This window comes from Chryseobacterium urinae, assembly GCF_030518295.1.
Taxonomy (GTDB): domain Bacteria; phylum Bacteroidota; class Bacteroidia; order Flavobacteriales; family Weeksellaceae; genus Chryseobacterium; species Chryseobacterium mucoviscidosis.
This window is the reverse complement of the sequence record NZ_JAULSJ010000029.1, coordinates 37,112-55,557: the sequence shown is the minus strand read 5'-3', so window position 1 is coordinate 55,557 and position 18,446 is coordinate 37,112. Positions and strand designations below refer to the sequence as shown.

Genomic DNA, 18,446 nt, shown 5'->3' with positions numbered 1-18,446 from the left:
ATGTGCCGTATTAATTTCATTCGTTAAAGTATTTTTCAATTTCAGTTATAGCATTGTCAAGACCATTTTCGTCTCTGATTTGTTGCCCAACTATTGAAACATTATTTTCTATTTCCTTTATTTGAACTTTTTGAATAGCCGAAATTAGTTTGTCAGCCGATAAAGTTTTTACAGGAATATGTACACCTAATTTTTTTCGTTCAACAATTTTCCCCCAAGTTGGTTGGTCTGTATAAAATGAAACAATGATTACTGGTAAATTGTGCCTTAACATAGTTGCCAAAGTTCCTGCACCACCGTGAAAAACTCCTATTTTGCATTGTGGTAAAATTGTTTCGTGATTTACATACTTCGTTACAAATAAATTTTTGTGTGTTGGCAAATTGTCAAACTGTGACCAGCCTCTACAAAACAAAATTCGTTCATTGGTTTGCTCTAAAACTTGTGTCAAGATTTTAGAAAACTTTGCTGTGTTACCAACTCCATTACTGCCGAAACCAATATAAATGGGTTTGTCACCATTAGATAACCATTCAGAAAGTTCGCTTGTTGTTTGGTCCAAAAAGTGATTTTCTCGTTTGTGTTTTGGAATATTTATAAAACCAGTTATTTTATGATGGCTTTCCCAGTCTTTTGGTTGTGGAATTAATGACTGACTTAAACAGTACAAGTCCAATATTTTTTGTTTGTCGAGATATGTAACTAAATTCTCTTTCAGTTCAGGCAAACCAAGTTCTTTTCTATACTCGTTGGTGTCTTGTTTTATGAATTTCCAAAAGAAACCTTGTGCGATTTTATAAGTGAGTTTATTGTACCAAGGAAAATTAAAAAAATCAAAATCACCTAATGGAAATTCAACCGTTGGAACAACGGGTGGCATAAAATAACTTAATGCAACTTTTTTATTTTGTTTTTCAGCAATAGCACTTACAATTGGAAGTGTCATTGAGTTAGCAATGATAAAATCAACTTTTGAAATTGCTTCATAATAGCTTTTTCTCAAAGGGTCTCTGTTGTCGTGAAGTACTTTGAAATAATACTTCATTAATTTTATTGAGTTCTCTGTCTGCAAAATGCTTTGTCCTTCTTTTGAGTTCATCATAGTTTCGGCATTTCCCCAAAGTGGCTGAAATGCAACACCAAAACCTTCAACAAAGTCTTTAAAGTCTTCCGTTGCAGAAACGGTTACTTGATGCCCTTTGTCCATAAGTCCAAGTGCTAATGCAATGTATGGTTGCAAGTCGCCTCTTGTTCCGTAGGTAAATATTCCTATGTTCATTTAGTTTTTTTGTACAGTTTTACTATTTCTTCAATAACGATTGCTGGGTTTCTCTCCCAAACCTTATGGTCAGCATTTTTAGCAATTACAAAATTATGATTTGGCATTGTTCCCAATTCCTTACAACAATTTATCCATTTTTCCTTTTCATCTTCTTTTATCATTGGTTGGATGTTTTCCGCCATAATCATTGTTACAGGTGTTTTTGAACTTAAAAACTTGTCTTGCATAAATTCGGCTGTATTTGAAAAGCTATTTAAAGCATAAAACAAACCTGGTTTATATTGTTTAATCATTTTCCAATCTTCCTCTTTTATTGTTTGGATAAATTCATCCGACCATTTTTTTGTAAAAAAGCAAGGTGTAGCAATGTCTATACAAACAACTCCTTTTACCTTTTTTATATTCCGATGAGTAAATAATGAAGCATAATAACCACCAAAAGAATGGCAAACAATGAATATTTTATTAGAATAACCTAATTTTTTAAAGCTATTTCTAAGTCTTTTACTTCGTTTTGGAAGCTGATTTTTGTCGTATCAATTTCACTTTTTCCTAACCCAGCTCTGTCATAAGTTATTATTGTAGCTTTTGTTTGCTTATGAATTTCGTTTGTTATTGATTGCCAAACACTACCATCATCGCCATTTCCTGCTTCAAAAAGGATTGGTGTTCCTTTTCCTTTAATAATGTTAAAGTGCAATTTGTGATTTCCAACATTTATAAGTGTGTCAATTGTTTGAGCTTGTCCAAAATTGTAAGTTGTCAAGCAAATAAGTAATAAAATAATTCTGTTCATTTTCTCAAAGTATTATTGTCCCGATGTCGCGGATTTGTAATCCGTGATTTTAATTTTTATATTCTGAAAGTATAGGTTGCAAATTTTTTGCGAAATATGTTCTTGGTAGGTAAACGTCACGGATTAAAAATCCGCGACATCTGAGCTTCAATTGTTGCAAGGCTCTCATCTTCAACAAAAAAATCCTAACTTCCATAATTTTCCTTCAGTTTTCTCATCAACAGTCTCACGCCTTGTTGAGTATCCGGATTAAAAGAGTTGGCGAAAATAATATACGCTTTGTGCTTTATTCTGTCGATATGAACAAGACTGTAATACGTTCCCGCTGTACCGGAATGGGTAGAAAGTTCCTTTCCGTTCTCGTAAATATTAAACCATCCGATCGAATAATTCGGAATTCCTTTGTGGATAAAAGTATACGTTTTGGCTTTCAGGTAATTGTTTTTTCCTTCAAGCCCCTGAATATTAAGCTGAATGAATTTGATGTAATCTTTCAGTTTTATATTGATATCTCCCGAAGGTTCTGTGTAATCCAGATGATAATCAAAAGTGGAAGGAACCGGTTGTAGTTTACCATCTTCCGTAAAATGTCCCCAAGTGTCTTTCTGCTTCTGATTTTCCGGCCATGATAATTGTACGTTTAATTTTAAATCTTTGTTAAAGACCTGATCAACCAGTTCTTCCCAGTTTTTACCAGTTACTTTTTCTACCATTAAAGTCGCTAAAGTATATCCTGCATTGGAGTAGAGAAATGGATGCTGTTCGTCTGTTTTCAGAGGTTCTAACGTCAATACAAACTCTCCGAACTGTTTTCTTCTTTCCTGATGAGTTCCTTTAAAATCCGGAATTTTAGGATCATCTTCTCCCTGAAACGGCTGAATTCCTGCTTGGTGAGAAAGGAGATCCTGTAACGTAATATTGGCATATTCGGGTTTGCTTTTCGACTTCCATTTGGGGAAAAGATCGAAAAATTTGGTCGTCCATTTTAATTTTCCGGCTTCCACATATTTGGCAATGATAAATGCAGTCATTGCTTTGGTGTTAGAACCAATGTGGAATCTGTCGTTTAAAGTTGCCGTGTCCTGAAGATCAACTGAATGTTTTCCTAATGCCGCCATTTCCAGTGTAGATTTGCTATTGATTACGGCGTAGCTGATTTCGGGGATATGAAACGCTTTGCGAATAGAATCAGCAAAATGTACGGTTTTCTGCCCGAAACAGATAATTGACAGTATTATGAACAGGAGGGAGGTTATTTTTTTCATCGGTTTTTAAACTAGTCATAATTGATTACATATTTCATTCCCAGCTCTTTTACATCTATTTTTAAATTCAATGGTGATGGGATCAGTTTTAAAGTGCTTTCATTCATATTGGTTCCGGAAATTACACCTAAATTATTCTCCAGAGCAATTTCTATAAATGTACAAAAGTCTGAGAAATAATCGTCCGTGTCTGCATCCGCAGAATAGATGTTCTCTTTATCCATCCACAAAAGCTGTAAATCTTCATTCGTTACCCAATTGATCAGTCCATTACAATTGGAATAGGAGGAATAAAATATACTTCCCAATCCGTTATTGGTAAAGTTGTGCATAATTTCTTCTGCAGTGGAATTGGGTGTTGCCATTACACAACCTGTAAATATGGTTCTCCCCAATATCAGATGAGGATTAAATGCAGCACATTCAGAAAAAATGATGAGGGTAAGAAGGGGATTGATGCTTTCGATAATCCCTCCATTAGCATTCTCAAAATCTCTTTCATCCTGAAAACGTTTTTCAATAAAATCTGTATACGATTCGTTGATGCTTTTTTCTCGGGTCTTAATCTCATACAGGGTTTCATGAAGTTTAAAATCTTTATCTAAAAACCTGCTGAATTTTATTATTTCTGCAATTTCCTTATCAATTGTATCTTCGCGTCTGTAAAGTATTCTTTTTGCAAATTTGGAATTAAAATATTTATGGAGCAATTGTCCCTCGTTTTTAAGATCGGGCACAATTTCCGAGTAGAATTTTCTGTCGTCGAAATGATGTAAAGTATTCCATGATCCCATATTTTTTTTGATAATTAGATTAATTTTTAAAGTAAGTGGTAAATTCTGCCAAAGATCATTTTTTAAGAGAAATTGATCTTTTCATCCGGTTTAATGAACAGATGTTTTCAAAATTCACAGTTAAATTATGACTGCGGAATATGCGGAAAATTAAAATCTGTTGAGGTGAGTGTTTTTCAGCTCAAAAGTTCCGTTATTTCTTTATGTTCGCGGTTTTGCGCCAACAGGAGAGCGGTATAACCTTCTGCAACAATACTTTTATCTGCACCATTTTCCAGAAGTAATGTTACAATTTCTTTATGCCCCATTTCAGATGCTCGGTGTAAAGCGGTAAAACCACGGTCGTCTTTCGCGTTCACATCCGCTCCGAAGTGTAAAAGCATTTTTAAATGTTTTATTTTGTTGGATTGACTGGCATTCATGATGGGAGTTGCCCCCTGAATTGTTCTTGCGTTCGGATCTGCACCAAGTTCCAATAACTTCTGTAAAGATTCTGTATTTTCCGGTGCAGTTGCCCAATGTAAAGGCGAAAGTCCGTCGCCGGCTAAAGAATTGATGTTTGTACCGTTATTGATCTGGATTTCAATTTCCTGTATGTTGGATTGTGCAACAGCAATATGCAGTAAGGAGTGGGTGCGGAGCATTCCTCTGGGAGAGGCGGTAAAGTTCTCGTCAAAAGTTCCTACATGTGCTTTATTTCCATAACTCGAAAATGCCCAAAGTCCTGCCTTATATGTGTCGGATAAGAAGGTTTCAGGCAGAGGAGCCGGAGCAATTTCTTCCAGAACATGGCTTATAAGAAGAAAATTTAAAAAAGAATTTGTAAAAGCTTCAGTTTCTCCTTCCGTAAATTCCCCGATAATCTGTTCGATGATTAGCTGATTATTCTTTTGCGAAGTTTTAGCAATAACAAAAACCTCTCTCAGCCAGCTTCTAACAAATATCAGATATTCTCCGTCGAAATAAATTGCCTATTTGTGCTCCATTGTTTCGGGTTTAAACAATACTCCCGGAGCCAAAGAACCATCAATTATAAATTTTAAACCTGATTCTACGGTTCTGCTGTTCTTAGGATTTATCTTCCAAAAAGTTCTGCCATCCTCCGTACCGTAAGAAATAGCATTAGCAGCCATCTGCTGATTTTGAGAGGTTGAAATCATGGTCTGGCTTAAAGGTCTTAAGTCCAGAAGTTTTATATTCCAAGGATTATCGGCAGGTTCTATCCATGGCAGGCTTTCTTCAGAACGTTGTGGTTCCGGCTGTTGTTTTTTGCCAAAAAGTTTTTTAAAGAAGGACATGATCTTATGTTTTAATGAGAATAGTTTGAATTTCCGGTCAACATCTGTACAGTCTTTTTCATCAGGAACATTTGAATAAATTTATACAATCTTGAAAAATGAAAGTTATGATTTGTTGAACGAATAATACGTCACATAAGTCCAGTAAACAGAAAGGGTCGTGATATCGTTTTTTATCTCCTGAAGCCAGTATATATCTTTAAAATCAAATACATTTTCAGGTTTTTTCTCCAGAATTTCGTCGATGTCTTTAGAGATATTGATGATTTCGTTGTAGAGTGCATTGTTTTGCTCTTCCAGAGGATACATGTCTCCAATAAGATCATAAACTTCTCCGCCTTCCATAAAAAACAGATCCAGCTCTCTTTCCGGATATTTTTCAAAGAAATCTTTTGTTTCCTGTCTGTATGATTTTATTGCTTCGGCATCAAGATGAGGCTGTGTCTGAAGGTAATCCAGAAAATCGTACAATTTATTCAACCCTTTTTGAAAGTTTGCTGTAATAACGATGGGAAGCTCAAAGTTCCATATTTTTGAAGTCGAAGTTCCGGTTTCTGAACCCAAAACGATTTTATAGAACAGCGGAATTTCATTTGCCCATTCTGAAACATCACGAAATTTGTTTAATTCTTTGTTTGCACTGTATAAGTATGCTCTATTTGCCATTGATTATTAGTTTTTTTTGTTGATATCCGTATTTTTTCAAAAGTATGTATTACGAAAATATCCTGCAAATAAAGTTTCAGCTGTTACTCAATATCGTCTAATCTTACAGGGACTAATTCAATCGGTCTTTCCAGAATTTCAGAAAATCCAGACAGTTTTTTTTGTGTTCCGTATGCACTTTCAAATAAATATTTCCTGCGAAAGAAACCGTAAGAATTTATAGTCAGTTTTAAGTAATCAGAGAAAAGCATAGGTTTGTAATCTTCAAAAGTTGCTCCGTGATCGTCGCCCATATATACGAGCGGATTATCATTTTCAAGATCGAAAGCCGCCATATTTTCATCAGAATGATAATCAAAGATTTTCAATTCTTTCCCTGAGCTTAGATGTACTGCATGTTCATATTTTGTCCAGTCTTCAGACAAAACCTTATTTAGATCCAGGATCTGAATAGAACCGAACATCTCTCCACATGTGCTGGAAATAAGGTTGTCAACATCTTTTTCATCATAGAAGCTGCGCTTCGTATTGATGCTGCAATACGTCCAGGTCAATTTTATTTTTCCGAAAACTGAATAAAATTCTTTTATTGCTGCCGGAATATTCTTTCTGTATTTTTTCTCAATTTTTTTAAAATCTTCAGACGTATAAGGTTTACCGATAGAGTAGTATGCCACTAAAATATCATAGTGTGAGAAAATATCTCTGAAACGATCCATATAATCCTGAAATAACGACTTAAGATAGTTACTTTCCGCTTTTGGTTCGTTCAATAATTCCTGTTCAAAGAGAATTTTGGCTTCAGGATATAATTTAAGATACCGAGATGCGCTAAATCCGAAATCTTTGATTTGGGTTCCGATAAGAATGTAGTCGAATTCTTCCGGCTCATATTTATCTTTGATAATGTGTCCTCCGTTAGCTTCAATATATTCTTTTACCTTTTGCTTAGATCCGAGCGCATATTTTTTTACATCAGACGGCAGCAGGAATCTTTTATCTTTAATTAATCTGTGCATCATATTGAGAATTTAGGTCATCTGCTGAAATATTGCTACTGTTCTGGTTTCTTTATCATAAAAAATATAACAGTAGATATCATATCCCGTAAATATAGAATCGTTATACTGTCCTACAAATGGCATTTGTCTACCATTAACTAAAGGAACCTGAAAGCCATTCTGGTTGCGCTTCGGTACTGCTCCAAAATAATCTTTAAAACCTGCAAAATCATCATAAATCTCCAGAAGATCGTATACATCGTCTTGTGGGATTACTTTATCTTCCTCGTTAAAGGTGATAAAATATTTCAGTGGGTCCTCAATATCCTCGAGATCTTCCAGTCCATTTTTAAGATCGTGGTTCGCAGCAAACTCATCGGCTTCCTGTTGGGTGAATTGCTTAAGAATCGGAGCTTCTTCATTTTTGATTATTTTAAACGTTTTGCCTTTACGATCTTTTGTGTACGATTCTTCATGATAATCAATATGATTAAAGTGCAAAAGTTCTTCTACATCATCGGGAATTATTTTTATGCCGTTCCCGTCCAGATAGCCTTCGATGTGAGATATTTTGTTTTCATGATCGAGTTGATAAAAAATCCAGTTAAATTTATCATTGTTAAAATTGATGACCGGGATCACATGATTTTCTATTCCGAAAGGTGCTAAATCCAATTTAAAAACGCACTCAAACAAAGAATCGATCTTTTTTATGATAAGATTTGAAATTTCATTCCACGGGTGATAAATCGAATGTTCTCCAGCGTTGTCAAATTGATATTGTAACAAACAATTTTCCTGATGAATGGTATTCCAGTATGGAGTATTGTAGATGTCTTCTACAGTACAAATTGGGTTTTTCATGGGTTGTAGTATTTTTTGCAAAGACCAAAAGTAAGCAAAAGCAGAATAAAACAAGCCTATCTTTTACAATTAATAGTGGTCTATTTGAAATTAGCGAATTTTATATTTTTCCGAATGAAGATTTTTTAAAAATAGTGAATGTCGCGGATTTGAAATCCATATTTACTAATTATCTTTTTTGAAAAAAGTTGATGAATTCCTCTGTTAAAGGATTTTTTATCATATATCCAACAGGGTGGTTTTTATTTGAATTATCAAACCATTCTTTTATCTTTTTGTATTTATTTGTTAAATTTTTCTCTCTGGAAATTAAATTTATTTTGTTTACATTATTTTCAAAAAAAGGTAAGTCTTCTACTAGAATATTATTCCATAAATGAGCAATGATAAAATATTTCTTACCTTTTCTTTTGATAAAAAATATATTATAGTACTTTTTATCTTTTTCTATAATATTACTAATTCCGGAGCATTCTTCACCGTTAATATTTTCATAAAAATCATTATTATTGGTTTCAATTTTAACTTTTAGCTTTTTAAAATCCTGATTGTATCTATTTTTTAAAACCGTAAATTTATTTCCAAATTTTATATTATTTTCTACATAAAATTCATTTTGCTGATTATTACTATACGAAAATTCTGTTGTTTGGGCTATTAGTATAGCATCACTGTTCATAACCATTTTGTATAAAGGAAGTTGAGACTGAGAATACATCAAATTCCATCCTAAGATTAAAAATATAACAATGAAAAATTTATATTGTTCCATATTTAATATTTTTTTTATCGCTTCGTGTTATTTTTATTTGATGGCTTAAAAAACATACTCTTGTGTTATCCTAATCCATTAAGTCCCGATTTCTCGGAATGCAAATTCTCGACAACAGAAAGTTGCTTTTACCAAACTGATCTTCTGTACCGTTTTATTCAGTCAGGCTTTATTCTAAATGATTTTACAACTTATACATTATCGAAATTATAATACTCATTGTTAAACAACCCAGTGCGGTCATAACAATATCGTCATAGTCGATTGGGCAACACATAAAATATTGAATTATTTCCCATACGGTAAGTCCTGTAAAAGTAAATAAGGACGTAAATACTATTTTCTTAGATAATGATGCATTTTTACCATTCTTTAAAAATGAATTGTAGTAAATAAATGTAATGGAACAAATTCCTGTTGAAGCAAAAAAATTGGGTAATGTTCCCTGTAAAAAAGTTTCAAAACCTGTAAGATGCCAATGTCTTGGTCTTATGACTCTTTGAATTATAATGATACAGAAATGAGCATAATGCTGAAGCAGCAATTATTTTTAATTTTCTATCGTTCGGTAAAGATAGATTGATATTACTAATTCTGTCAATCAGTTTCATTATTGGTCGTAATAAACTATGTCAAGTGAAGTTGGGAACTAATTTTTAAAATCGGTTTTAAAACGCATTGTTTTTATGTTTATTAGTTTACTCAAATATAATTAAAAAATTAATATGAAGTAAAAACCACTCTGATTATCAGAGCGGTTTTGTATATAAACCTGATATTGCGAATTTGCAATCTGTGGTTTTAATTTTTATATTGTATAAGCATAGATTGGAAATTTTTACGGACGAGGTTCTTTGGTAGAGAAATGTCACGGATTTAAAATCCGCGATATCTGTGAATTATTTCCATTTAAATATTTTGTTGCTTGATTTTAAGCATTCTTCCACACTTATATCTCTTGGGCAATGATAACATGTTTTTTCTTTTTTAGGTAATCCAAAAAAATCAAAAAAAGAAAACTCTTTATTAATTTCTAAGTTATAATTATTTTTACAAACCAAAGTTGAGGATATATAATTAAAGTCTCCTTTGGCTAATTCTATTTTTTTAACACTATTTGAATAAGACAAAGATTTAACGATATATATCTTGTTTTTAATTAAAGAAATATAAAGCCAATTACTGTTTCCATCTGAATCGTTATTAAATTTAATGACATAATTATTTTTGTTTATTTTTTTAATTTCTTTATAATATTGGCTGAAGAAAAAATCCTTAAATCCCATATTAGGAACGTTTTTACTTTCTACAAGAACCGGTTCTTTAATTACAATTTTTTTATTGAAGATATAAACAGTGTCGCTGTAATAACAATTTTCACAATTATAATTTGTTTGTTCTTTTAAGAATCCAACAGCCTTATTACCATCAAAAACAGGAATTTGAGAAAAAGTATGCAGTGAAAATAAATTCAACAAAATAAAAATTACTTGTTTATACATTTTGAATCATATTTAAGATGTTTTTTAGTCCGATTAATGAAGTTAATTTTCTCATGTAACTCGATATCGCGGATTTGCAATCCGTCGTTTAAATTTTTTATATTGTATAAGTGTAGATTGGAAATTTTTACGAACGAGGTTCTTTGTTAGGGAAATGTCACGGATTGCAAATCCGCGACATCTGGATTTAACTCGGCTAAAAGACTTAAATAGTTAAACACTGAATTTAATCATGTATCCTATCTTGCCAATACAATTTTATCTGTCGTTTTATTAGCCCAATACTTGATTAATTCTTTGTTCCCAAGTTGGTGTATGCAGTATTCTTTCCTGTTGAAGATTATTGCTTAGAATTTCCCCTTTAGTTAAACGAGATAAATCTACCCAATTATTATTGAAAATATAAGTTGCATTTCCGGATCTTACACTTTCAAAGATATATAAGTTTCTATCTGGGAAACCAAAAACTACATAATCAGAGAATCCTCCTTGACCTACTGCAACAAAATTTGGAATGAATGCTGATATTTTTTCAAGATGATTTTCAATAATTGGCCTATTACCAATGGATTGGCGTTGAATACGTTCATTAGCAACTACTCGAACTCTTTCCCAAGGATATTCTCCTTGTGGAAAGATTTTCCAATTTAGACGAGTAATATTTTCAGCAACAAATGGTTGATAATCTTCTCTGATCAAGTCAAATTCACCAAAATATTCTAAAAACAAATTCATAATGTGCTTAATATCTTCAAAATTTTCTGGTGTTTTTGTTAACTGTCGTGAAACAATAATTTTGTTTCCATTATAAGAGTCAATTAGTAATTCCTCACTTGGTGGTGTAATTAATTCGCGAGGATATCTTAACCTTCTTATAGAAACAATTCTACTATGTGTATTTCCACCCCAATCTGTCCAAGTCCAAACACGCTCAATGTAAAATGGTTCTTTTTCAAGGTCTCTCCTAATGTTAAATTTGCCATTAGCATTAAATCTTGATATTGGACCGATTCCTTCAGGTAAAATAGCTTCCCCTTCTGTTAAGCTAGTCGTAAACCCTATTTGGTTAACTCTTTGTAATTGTGCATTTATATCTGTAAATGCAATATGGAAATTTTCTCCATTTCTGATGGTCGCCAAATAAGATTCGGCATTACGAATTCTACGTTTGATAATTTTCATGAAAATATATTATGATTTATAAATGTTGAAAATCAATTGACATACCTTTTTTTAAAATTTAAATATTATGTATTTTTATTATAATATTTATGTCAAAATGGCAATTAAAATATTTTAAATTATATAAACTTTAATTATTAAGTATTTTTGTCATAAAATTGAAGTTAGCTCAATTTACATATTGCGGTAGTATATACAACTTGCGCTAATGTTGTTTTGATTTTAGTTATCTATTTCTTAATCATAAAATTAAAATCTAAATATATTATTTCCTTACGGAAAACCATAATACAAAATAAAAACCGCTCTGAAAATCAGAACGGTTTTATATATAATTTGTCTCAGTCGCTGACCGTTACATCATTCCCGGCATTCCGCCACCCATTGGCATTGCTGGTTCGTCTTTTTTCACTTCTGTGATGACACATTCTGTTGTTAAAAGCATTCCTGAAACAGAAGCTGCATTTTCAAGGGCAACTCTTGTTACTTTCGTTGGGTCGATGATACCTGCTTCAAGCATGTTGACATACTCGTCAGTTTTCGCATTGTACCCGAAATCTCCGCTTCCTTCTGCTACTTTCGCAACGATTACAGAACCTTCTCCTCCTGCGTTGGCAACAATTTGTCTCAATGGCTCTTCGATGGCTCTTTTCACGATCTTGATCCCTGTATTTTCGTCTGCATTTGCACCGGAAAGGCTTTCAAGAGAAGCGATTGCTCTTACCAAAGCAACACCACCACCTGCAACGATACCTTCTTCTACGGCAGCTCTTGTTGCGTGAAGCGCATCGTCCACTCTGTCTTTTTTCTCTTTCATTTCCACTTCAGAAGCAGCACCTACGTAAAGTACAGCAACACCTCCTGCTAATTTAGCCAGTCTTTCCTGAAGTTTCTCTCTGTCGTAGTCAGAAGTAGTCGTTTCCATCTGAGCTTTGATCTGTGCAACTCTGCCTTTGATTTTGCTTTCTTCACCACCACCGTTTACGATTGTAGTATTGTCTTTATCGATAGATACTTTCTCAGCAGTTCCCAACATATCCATGGTAATGTTTTCCATGGTGAAACCTTGCTCTTCAGAAATTACAGTACCTCCTGTAAGGATTGCGATATCTTCCAACATTGCTTTTCTTCTGTCTCCGAATCCAGGCGCTTTTACCGCGGCAATTTTAAGAGAACCTCTTAATTTGTTTACCACTAAAGTTGCCAAAGCTTCTCCTTCAACTTCTTCAGAAATAATTAATAAAGATTTTCCTCCCTGAGCAATTGGTTCAAGAACAGGAAGTAATTCTTTCATAGAAGAGATTTTTTTCTCAACCAAAAGGATGTATGGATTTTCCAATTCAGCCAACATTTTTTCAGGATTCGTCACGAAATACGGAGACTGATATCCTCTGTCGAACTGCATCCCTTCTACAACATCTACCGTTGTATCGATACCTTTAGCTTCTTCTACAGTGATAACTCCTTCTTTACCTACTTTTCCGAACGCTTCAGCGATTAAAGCACCAATAGTTTCGTCGTTGTTAGCAGATACAGAAGCAACCTGCTTTACTTTATCTGTAGAATCTCCTACTTCCTGAGACTGAGCTTTTAAGTTCTCAACCACTGTTGCAACCGCTTTGTCGATTCCTCTTTTCAAATCCATTGGGTTTGCACCTGCAGCTACGTTTTTAAGACCTTCTCTTACGATAGCCTGTGCCAAAACAGTAGCGGTAGTAGTACCATCTCCTGCGATATCGTTGGTTTTGGAAGCCACTTCTTTTACCATTTGCGCTCCCATGTTTTCTACTCTGTCTTCAAGTTCGATTTCTTTTGCAACTGAAACCCCGTCTTTGGTAACGTGAGGTGCACCGAAAGATTTTTCGATCACCACGTTTCTTCCTTTTGGTCCTAAAGTTACTTTTACTGCATTAGCCAATGCATCAACACCTCTTTTTAAAGCGTCTCTTGATTCGATATCGAATTTTATTTCTTTTGCCATTGTTTTAAGCTTTTGGCGATTTGCTTTTAGCTTTTGGCTTTAGCAATTCGCGGTTTATTTTTTATAATTTGATTTTAATTTCCGTTAAGCCTGTTCCAAAGCGTGACAAGCTTCTTTTTTAGTAGGGTTAATTCTTCTGAAAGATTTTGGTATTCATTTTCGTTAATGTAATCTAAATCTTTAGCAAGAATTAATTGGTTTTCTGCTTCGTTCGATGATCCCAGCGCGATATTGATGAAATTAGCAAACTCTTTATCTGAATTTCTTCCGCTTCCTTCCGAAATATTATATGCGATGGAAGCAAATGATCTTCTGATCTGAGAGGTCAACCCAAATATTTCTTCCTTTGGGAAATTTTTGGTTGAGGTATAAACTTTTAAAGTCAGTTGATGGCTTAATTGCCAAACTTCAAATTTTTTGAAATCTCTCATTTACTATTTTCAATGCCGGAAAGCCAACTGCCAGAAGCAAAAAGTGATTAGCCAATTATTCCTAGTAAATCTCCTTCTTTTACAATTAAATAATCCTTTCCTTCCAATTTCAATTCAGAACCTGAATATTTCCCGTAAAGAACTTTGTCACCCACTTTTACAGTTGTAGGCTCATCTTTTTTGCCCGGACCAACTGCCACAACAGTACCTTCCTGAGGTTTTTCTTTTGCGGTGTCCGGAATAATAATACCTGAAGCTGTCTTAGTTTCTGCAGCGATTGGTTCTACCAAAACTCTGTCTGCTAATGGTTTAAAGTTTACTGACATAATATATTTAATTTTTTAATTATTCTGTCTTCAAATTCTCTAATTGTATGCCAACAAAGGCAAAAGAAAATTTTGGCAGACTAAATTTTGCTGAGCGGAAATTTTGGCAGAAAAAAAGTCACTTCAAAAATGAGGTGACTTGCATTTTATTGATGACAAGAATCTTTGTAATCGTCGATCAGTTTTTTATAGATATCAGTGTATATTGCTGATTTATATTTCATATTTATTTTTGATGCTTCAGCCCCTCTTTTACCTTTAAGCGCTGCTTTTCTTTCGTCATCTGTTGCTCTTTTCTTTTCCTTAAAAGTTTTATTGGAAAAATAATCGTTCTGTCTTGCTTCATCTACTTTTTTCAGAAACTCGGGACAGTCTGCTCCTACCATTTCATAGGCTGTATAGAATTTTTTGTATAATGTTTTAAGATTAAATAAATCTAAGGGGCTTAATGAAGGATAATCTACCGGCGCAATGGCAACAGTGTCGTCTGGTTTGCTTAAATAAACCATTACATAAGTTAACTGACAATCGTTTTCGTTTCCATTGGAAGCTGCGGAATAATTATTTCCAAAATCTGCCTTGCACATCATGCTTCTGTAACCATAAAGATTTATCAGTCCTTTTTCCATCAAAGGAAGCATCAGTACTTTTCCTTCGGATTCCAGTTCCTGATCTTTGTTGATTTCTTTTACCAGGCGTTTGTCCAGTTGAAATTGCTCCTGGGTTTCTTCATTTGTATACAATAAACTTTTAATATCAGAAACAGGGATTAATTGTACTTGGGTATCGCTTTTTGAAGATTTAAATTTTACTTCTTTTCTGTCTAAATTGGCATATTTAGGTCCTTTTCCCATGAAACTGAATGTTGCAACATCAGGAAGCATAAAGTCTTGTGCAAATCCTTTTTTCGTACTGCCGTCTTCCATTAGAATTTCTATGGGAAGGAAATCCCTTTTTCCTGTATAAAATTGTAGAGATTGTGCAAAGAAGTTTTGTGCTGAAAGAATAAACACCAATAAAAGGCTGAGTTTTTTCATGGATATTTTAAAGTTTTTTATCAGGTGCAAATCTAAAAAAAGTATCCAGATTCTGAATACTTTTAAAGAATAATCTTTTTATTTCACAGATTCCATAACCATTTTTCTTCCGTCGGAATCTATTTCCTGTTTTAAAACCTTCCTTGTGGAAGAATCAATATAATACGTGACTACAGACTTTCTGTCCTGAATGTCATCTGTTGTTTTTACGATCCAGACTTTATTACCTTTAAGATCTCCTTGGGTTACATTTTCCACATATGCTTTTATAACGCCTTTTTTAGCAGCCGGATTATAATCGAAAATCGGAATTTCCACAGATAAATTTTCTTTTAGAGGCATAAATCTTATGATTGCGGGATACGCATTGCTGTCAAAATATTCAGTAGAAATTTTTTCGTCGATAATGTCTTTTTTCTGTGTTTTTTTATCGAAATAATATCCTGTTGCTTTATTTTTTTCAAACTTAATCACCATGTCTCTCATCATGTTGTAGGAAGAATGATACATCGGCTGAAAATCTGAAATTCTAACCACCGTAGAATCCGTCCATGGTTTGTCCGGAGCCTGATTCATCTTTACCGTAGTTTTAAGAAGAAGTCTGTTTTTGTCTAACTTTTTTACCTCAGAGGTTATTTTTCCGATTTCCATTTTCTGATCACCTTTTTCGGCGTACCATACTGCATCGGAAATTTCATCTTTAATGTATTGCGATTCGAGTTTTACATTACTTGGAACAATGGTTTTCTGAGCAAAAAATTGGGCACTGCTCATTATTAAAAGGATCAGAAATAGTCTCATGATTTTTTAACAATAAGTAGTGCCCTTTATGTAAAAGTTACAGAACTTTTCGGCTTATTTTTTCCCTGCAGCCTGCATCGGGTTTACTTTTCCGTTGGAAGCGCCTCTTGCATTTCCTGCTTCTTTCTGTTTAAAGAGATCGAATTTGGAAACCTGCGCCGTTCCGCCGTCATTGCTCCAGAAATTGTTGGAAGTATCAATATCGGCAGTTTCTCTCATCGGATCAAGCTGAACAGATTTTAATTTCTTTTCAAAATAATACGTTTTAGAAACTTTCTGCTCGTTCATTCTCCAGATCTGTGCAGAAGATTTGTCGGTAAGTTTTGTTCCGTCCTCAAAAGTAAATTCTAAAATAATCGGCATTACCAAACCTCCTTTGTTCACGAAATCAATCTGATAAGCGGTAAGATTTTTAAATTTATCTTTTTCTTTCTGCGTTAAAGGTTCAGTTCCATCGAATTTGGAAGTGTATTCTTTGTTGTTATCCACTTTTTCCTGACCTCTGTCGTATCTGTAATAGAAATCCTGAGCTTCCTTGTCTTTATCTACGTAGAACGTAATGTTTTTGTCTTCCCTGTTTCTGATTTTTGAAATGTCTTCAAATTCGTTCAGGGCAGGTTTATCAACTTTATATTTATTTTCTTTGGCTTCTCTTGGAACCGTATTCAGATCCGGAGTTGCAATCGTCACTTTATCAATCGCGATATCTACGGGATCAGTTCCGTAGAACCATCCTCTCCAGAACCAATCCAGATCTTCACCGCTTGCGTCTTCTATCGTTCTGAAAAAATCTGCAGGTTCAGGATGTCTGAAAGCCCATCTTTTCGCATAGGTTTTAAAAGCTTTATCAAAAAGCTCTCTTCCCATAATGGTTTCACGAAGAATATTCAATCCGGTTGCCGGTTTGGAATACGCATTCGGGCCAAACTGAATAATGTTTTCAGAATTGCTCATAATTGGCTCCAGTTGATCTTTCGGAAGTTTCATGTAATCCACAATTGTCCAAGCCGGACCTCTTTTTGACGGGAATTTATTATCCCATTTTTCTTCTGTAAGGTATTCCACGAAAGTGTTTAATCCTTCGTCCATCCAGCTCCATTGTCTTTCGTCTGAATTAATGATCATTGGGAAGAAATTATGTCCCACCTCGTGAATCACAACGCCCAACATTCCGTTTTTAATTCCTTCTGAATAGGTTCCGTCTTTTTCCGTTCTTCCGTAATTGAAGCAGATCATCGGATATTCCATTCCGTTTGCTGCTTCCACAGACTGTGCAACAGGATACGGATAAGGAATCGTGAATTCTGAATAGGTTTTAATGGTATGCGCAACTGCTTTGGTTGAATATTTTCTGTATAATCCATAAGCTTCTTTAGGATAAAAGCTCATTGCCATTACTTTATTGTTGTTTTCAGGAATCGTAACGCCCATTCCGTCCCACACAAATTTTCTTGAAGAAGTCCATGCGAAATCTCTCACGTCATTTGCTTCAAAAGTCCATGTTTTTCTCTGCTTTGAATGATTTTTCTCCGCTTTTTTAGCTTCGTCCAGAGTCACGATTTCTACAGGTTCCGTAGAAGTTTTAGATTTGTTATATCTTGCCAATTGCTCAGATGTTAAAACCTGATCGTAGTTTTTACATTCTCCTGTTCCACCCACAACATGATCTGCGGGAACATTCATCGAAACTTTAAAATTTCCGAAAACAAGAGCAAATTCACCTCTTCCTGTAAACTGATGATTCTGCCATCCGTGGAAATCGCTGTATACGCACATTCTCGGATACCATTGCGTCATCGTATAAAGATCGTTTCCTTCTTCAGGGAAGTTTTCGTAACCGCCACGACCGCCCATTTTCATTCGGTTCGGTATATTGTAGTTCCAGTCTACTTTGAAAACCAGCTTTTCTCCTTTTTTCAGAACTTTAGGAAGATCAATACGCATCATGGTTTTATTGACGGTATATTTCAAAGGATTTCCTGAAGCATCTGTTACTTTTTCAAGATTTACTCCGTAACCATTATCGATTGCCGGAACTTCAGAAGCTTTCAACTGTTGGTCTGTTGTCGCTTTCGGAAGGGTAGAAGAGAAAGGGAAGTCCGCTTTCTTTACCGTTGACTGTTGATTCTCATCAAGCTGAAGCCAGATATAATCCAGATCATCCGGAGAATTGTTGTAATATGTAATGGTTTCAGAACCTTTTAAATTTCTTTTGTCTTCATCAAGGTAAGCATTGATCTCGTAATCGGCTCTGTTTTGCCAATAGCCGTGACCGGGAGCTCCGGAAGCGGTTCTGTAGATATTGGGCGTAGGAAGAATGGTTCCTAACTGTTCGAATTTATTTCCGTGGTTGCTTCCAGGGTTGTTCTGGATATTCTGTGCGGTGAAACCTGTATACGCAAATACAGAAAGAGAAAGTATGGCAACTTTTAGTTTCATAACCGAAAT

The 18,446-nt window shown here is 34.4% G+C and carries 20 protein-coding genes; 1 reads left to right on the top strand and 19 read right to left on the bottom strand.

The genetic code is table 11. The annotated features are described in order from the left end of the window. Positions 1-16: 16 nt before the first annotated feature. From QWT87_RS16440 to QWT87_RS16415, 6 genes are all read right to left on the bottom strand, one after another. Complete coding sequence (locus QWT87_RS16440; protein WP_302717324.1) at positions 17-1,279, bottom strand: glycosyltransferase; 1,263 nt, start codon at positions 1,277-1,279, stop codon at positions 17-19. Next, on the bottom strand, positions 1,276-1,575 hold the full coding sequence (locus tag QWT87_RS16435) for a hypothetical protein (protein WP_302717323.1): 300 nt from the start codon (positions 1,573-1,575) through the stop codon (positions 1,276-1,278). The genes QWT87_RS16440 and QWT87_RS16435 overlap by 4 nt, the downstream gene beginning before the upstream one ends. Positions 1,576-1,757: 182 nt before the next feature. Next, complete coding sequence (locus QWT87_RS16430) at positions 1,758-2,078, bottom strand: alpha/beta fold hydrolase (protein WP_302717321.1); 321 nt, start codon at positions 2,076-2,078, stop codon at positions 1,758-1,760. A 185-nt stretch (positions 2,079-2,263) separates the two neighbouring features. After that, positions 2,264-3,343 carry a serine hydrolase domain-containing protein gene (locus QWT87_RS16425; protein ID WP_302717320.1) on the bottom strand — a complete coding sequence of 360 codons (1,080 nt, stop codon included), beginning with the start codon at positions 3,341-3,343 and terminating at the stop codon, positions 2,264-2,266. 11 nt (positions 3,344-3,354) lie between these two features. After that, positions 3,355-4,137, bottom strand: a complete 783-nt coding sequence (locus tag QWT87_RS16420; protein WP_302717319.1) for a hypothetical protein — start codon at positions 4,135-4,137, stop codon at positions 3,355-3,357. Positions 4,138-4,313: 176 nt separating this feature from the next. Further along, positions 4,314-4,781, bottom strand: a complete 468-nt coding sequence (locus tag QWT87_RS16415) for an ankyrin repeat domain-containing protein (protein WP_302717317.1) — start codon at positions 4,779-4,781, stop codon at positions 4,314-4,316. 91 nt (positions 4,782-4,872) lie between these two features. On the opposite strand from QWT87_RS16415, the gene QWT87_RS16410 reads away from it, so the two are divergent. Further along, the gene (locus QWT87_RS16410) at positions 4,873-5,019 is read left to right on the top strand and encodes a hypothetical protein (protein ID WP_302717316.1); all 147 of its coding nucleotides are present in this window, start codon (positions 4,873-4,875) and stop codon (positions 5,017-5,019) included. Positions 5,020-5,108: 89 nt separating this feature from the next. Here the strand turns inward: QWT87_RS16410 and QWT87_RS16405 are convergent, their stop codons facing one another. From QWT87_RS16405 to QWT87_RS16345, 13 genes are all read right to left on the bottom strand, one after another. Continuing rightward, positions 5,109-5,435 (bottom strand): hypothetical protein, encoded by a 327-nt coding sequence (locus QWT87_RS16405; RefSeq protein ID WP_302717315.1) that lies wholly within the window; start codon positions 5,433-5,435, stop codon positions 5,109-5,111. A gap of 105 nt (positions 5,436-5,540) precedes the next feature. Further along, complete coding sequence (locus tag QWT87_RS16400) at positions 5,541-6,101, bottom strand: DUF7822 domain-containing protein (protein ID WP_302717313.1); 561 nt, start codon at positions 6,099-6,101, stop codon at positions 5,541-5,543. 83 nt (positions 6,102-6,184) lie between these two features. After that, positions 6,185-7,123: a hypothetical protein gene (locus tag QWT87_RS16395; RefSeq protein ID WP_302717311.1), complete on the bottom strand. Its 939-nt coding sequence runs from the start codon at positions 7,121-7,123 to the stop codon at positions 6,185-6,187. 9 nt (positions 7,124-7,132) lie between these two features. Next, a complete protein-coding gene (locus QWT87_RS16390) occupies positions 7,133-7,966 on the bottom strand; it encodes a hypothetical protein (RefSeq protein WP_302717310.1) in 834 nt (277 codons plus the stop codon). 169 nt (positions 7,967-8,135) lie between these two features. Further along, the gene (locus QWT87_RS16385) at positions 8,136-8,738 is read right to left on the bottom strand and encodes a hypothetical protein (protein WP_302717309.1); all 603 of its coding nucleotides are present in this window, start codon (positions 8,736-8,738) and stop codon (positions 8,136-8,138) included. Positions 8,739-9,637: 899 nt separating this feature from the next. Then, positions 9,638-10,240: a hypothetical protein gene (locus QWT87_RS16380; protein ID WP_302717307.1), complete on the bottom strand. Its 603-nt coding sequence runs from the start codon at positions 10,238-10,240 to the stop codon at positions 9,638-9,640. A gap of 273 nt (positions 10,241-10,513) precedes the next feature. Beyond that, positions 10,514-11,422: a hypothetical protein gene (locus QWT87_RS16375; protein WP_302717306.1), complete on the bottom strand. Its 909-nt coding sequence runs from the start codon at positions 11,420-11,422 to the stop codon at positions 10,514-10,516. A gap of 355 nt (positions 11,423-11,777) precedes the next feature. Continuing rightward, positions 11,778-13,403 carry a chaperonin GroEL gene (gene groL / locus QWT87_RS16370; protein ID WP_302717304.1) on the bottom strand — a complete coding sequence of 542 codons (1,626 nt, stop codon included), beginning with the start codon at positions 13,401-13,403 and terminating at the stop codon, positions 11,778-11,780. A gap of 74 nt (positions 13,404-13,477) precedes the next feature. Continuing rightward, positions 13,478-13,834 (bottom strand): four helix bundle protein, encoded by a 357-nt coding sequence (locus QWT87_RS16365; protein WP_288460438.1) that lies wholly within the window; start codon positions 13,832-13,834, stop codon positions 13,478-13,480. A 47-nt stretch (positions 13,835-13,881) separates the two neighbouring features. After that, positions 13,882-14,160 carry a co-chaperone GroES gene (locus QWT87_RS16360; protein WP_039369684.1) on the bottom strand — a complete coding sequence of 93 codons (279 nt, stop codon included), beginning with the start codon at positions 14,158-14,160 and terminating at the stop codon, positions 13,882-13,884. A 146-nt stretch (positions 14,161-14,306) separates the two neighbouring features. Then, positions 14,307-15,197, bottom strand: coding sequence for a hypothetical protein (locus tag QWT87_RS16355; protein WP_302717300.1), 891 nt, complete (start codon positions 15,195-15,197; stop codon positions 14,307-14,309). Between the two features lie 78 nt (positions 15,198-15,275). Further along, the gene (locus QWT87_RS16350; protein WP_302717299.1) at positions 15,276-15,998 is read right to left on the bottom strand and encodes a DUF3108 domain-containing protein; all 723 of its coding nucleotides are present in this window, start codon (positions 15,996-15,998) and stop codon (positions 15,276-15,278) included. Between the two features lie 54 nt (positions 15,999-16,052). Next, positions 16,053-18,437: a M1 family metallopeptidase gene (locus QWT87_RS16345; protein WP_302717298.1), complete on the bottom strand. Its 2,385-nt coding sequence runs from the start codon at positions 18,435-18,437 to the stop codon at positions 16,053-16,055. Positions 18,438-18,446: the final 9 nt, after the last annotated feature.

What these genes read in the sequence shown, in the direction of transcription:
- QWT87_RS16440 (WP_302717324.1), bottom strand. Translation starts at nt 1,279, where the DNA reads ATGAACATAGGAATATTTACCTACGGAACAAGAGGCGACTTGCAACCA.
- QWT87_RS16435 (WP_302717323.1), bottom strand. Translation starts at nt 1,575, where the DNA reads ATGATTAAACAATATAAACCAGGTTTGTTTTATGCTTTAAATAGCTTT.
- QWT87_RS16430 (WP_302717321.1), bottom strand. Translation starts at nt 2,078, where the DNA reads ATGAACAGAATTATTTTATTACTTATTTGCTTGACAACTTACAATTTT.
- QWT87_RS16425 (WP_302717320.1), bottom strand. Translation starts at nt 3,343, where the DNA reads ATGAAAAAAATAACCTCCCTCCTGTTCATAATACTGTCAATTATCTGT.
- QWT87_RS16420 (WP_302717319.1), bottom strand. Translation starts at nt 4,137, where the DNA reads ATGGGATCATGGAATACTTTACATCATTTCGACGACAGAAAATTCTAC.
- QWT87_RS16415 (WP_302717317.1), bottom strand. Translation starts at nt 4,781, where the DNA reads ATGCTCCGCACCCACTCCTTACTGCATATTGCTGTTGCACAATCCAAC.
- QWT87_RS16405 (WP_302717315.1), bottom strand. Translation starts at nt 5,435, where the DNA reads ATGTCCTTCTTTAAAAAACTTTTTGGCAAAAAACAACAGCCGGAACCA.
- QWT87_RS16400 (WP_302717313.1), bottom strand. Translation starts at nt 6,101, where the DNA reads ATGGCAAATAGAGCATACTTATACAGTGCAAACAAAGAATTAAACAAA.
- QWT87_RS16395 (WP_302717311.1), bottom strand. Translation starts at nt 7,123, where the DNA reads ATGATGCACAGATTAATTAAAGATAAAAGATTCCTGCTGCCGTCTGAT.
- QWT87_RS16390 (WP_302717310.1), bottom strand. Translation starts at nt 7,966, where the DNA reads ATGAAAAACCCAATTTGTACTGTAGAAGACATCTACAATACTCCATAC.
- QWT87_RS16385 (WP_302717309.1), bottom strand. Translation starts at nt 8,738, where the DNA reads ATGGAACAATATAAATTTTTCATTGTTATATTTTTAATCTTAGGATGG.
- QWT87_RS16380 (WP_302717307.1), bottom strand. Translation starts at nt 10,240, where the DNA reads ATGTATAAACAAGTAATTTTTATTTTGTTGAATTTATTTTCACTGCAT.
- QWT87_RS16375 (WP_302717306.1), bottom strand. Translation starts at nt 11,422, where the DNA reads ATGAAAATTATCAAACGTAGAATTCGTAATGCCGAATCTTATTTGGCG.
- groL (WP_302717304.1), bottom strand. Translation starts at nt 13,403, where the DNA reads ATGGCAAAAGAAATAAAATTCGATATCGAATCAAGAGACGCTTTAAAA.
- QWT87_RS16365 (WP_288460438.1), bottom strand. Translation starts at nt 13,834, where the DNA reads ATGAGAGATTTCAAAAAATTTGAAGTTTGGCAATTAAGCCATCAACTG.
- QWT87_RS16360 (WP_039369684.1), bottom strand. Translation starts at nt 14,160, where the DNA reads ATGTCAGTAAACTTTAAACCATTAGCAGACAGAGTTTTGGTAGAACCA.
- QWT87_RS16355 (WP_302717300.1), bottom strand. Translation starts at nt 15,197, where the DNA reads ATGAAAAAACTCAGCCTTTTATTGGTGTTTATTCTTTCAGCACAAAAC.
- QWT87_RS16350 (WP_302717299.1), bottom strand. Translation starts at nt 15,998, where the DNA reads ATGAGACTATTTCTGATCCTTTTAATAATGAGCAGTGCCCAATTTTTT.
- QWT87_RS16345 (WP_302717298.1), bottom strand. Translation starts at nt 18,437, where the DNA reads ATGAAACTAAAAGTTGCCATACTTTCTCTTTCTGTATTTGCGTATACA.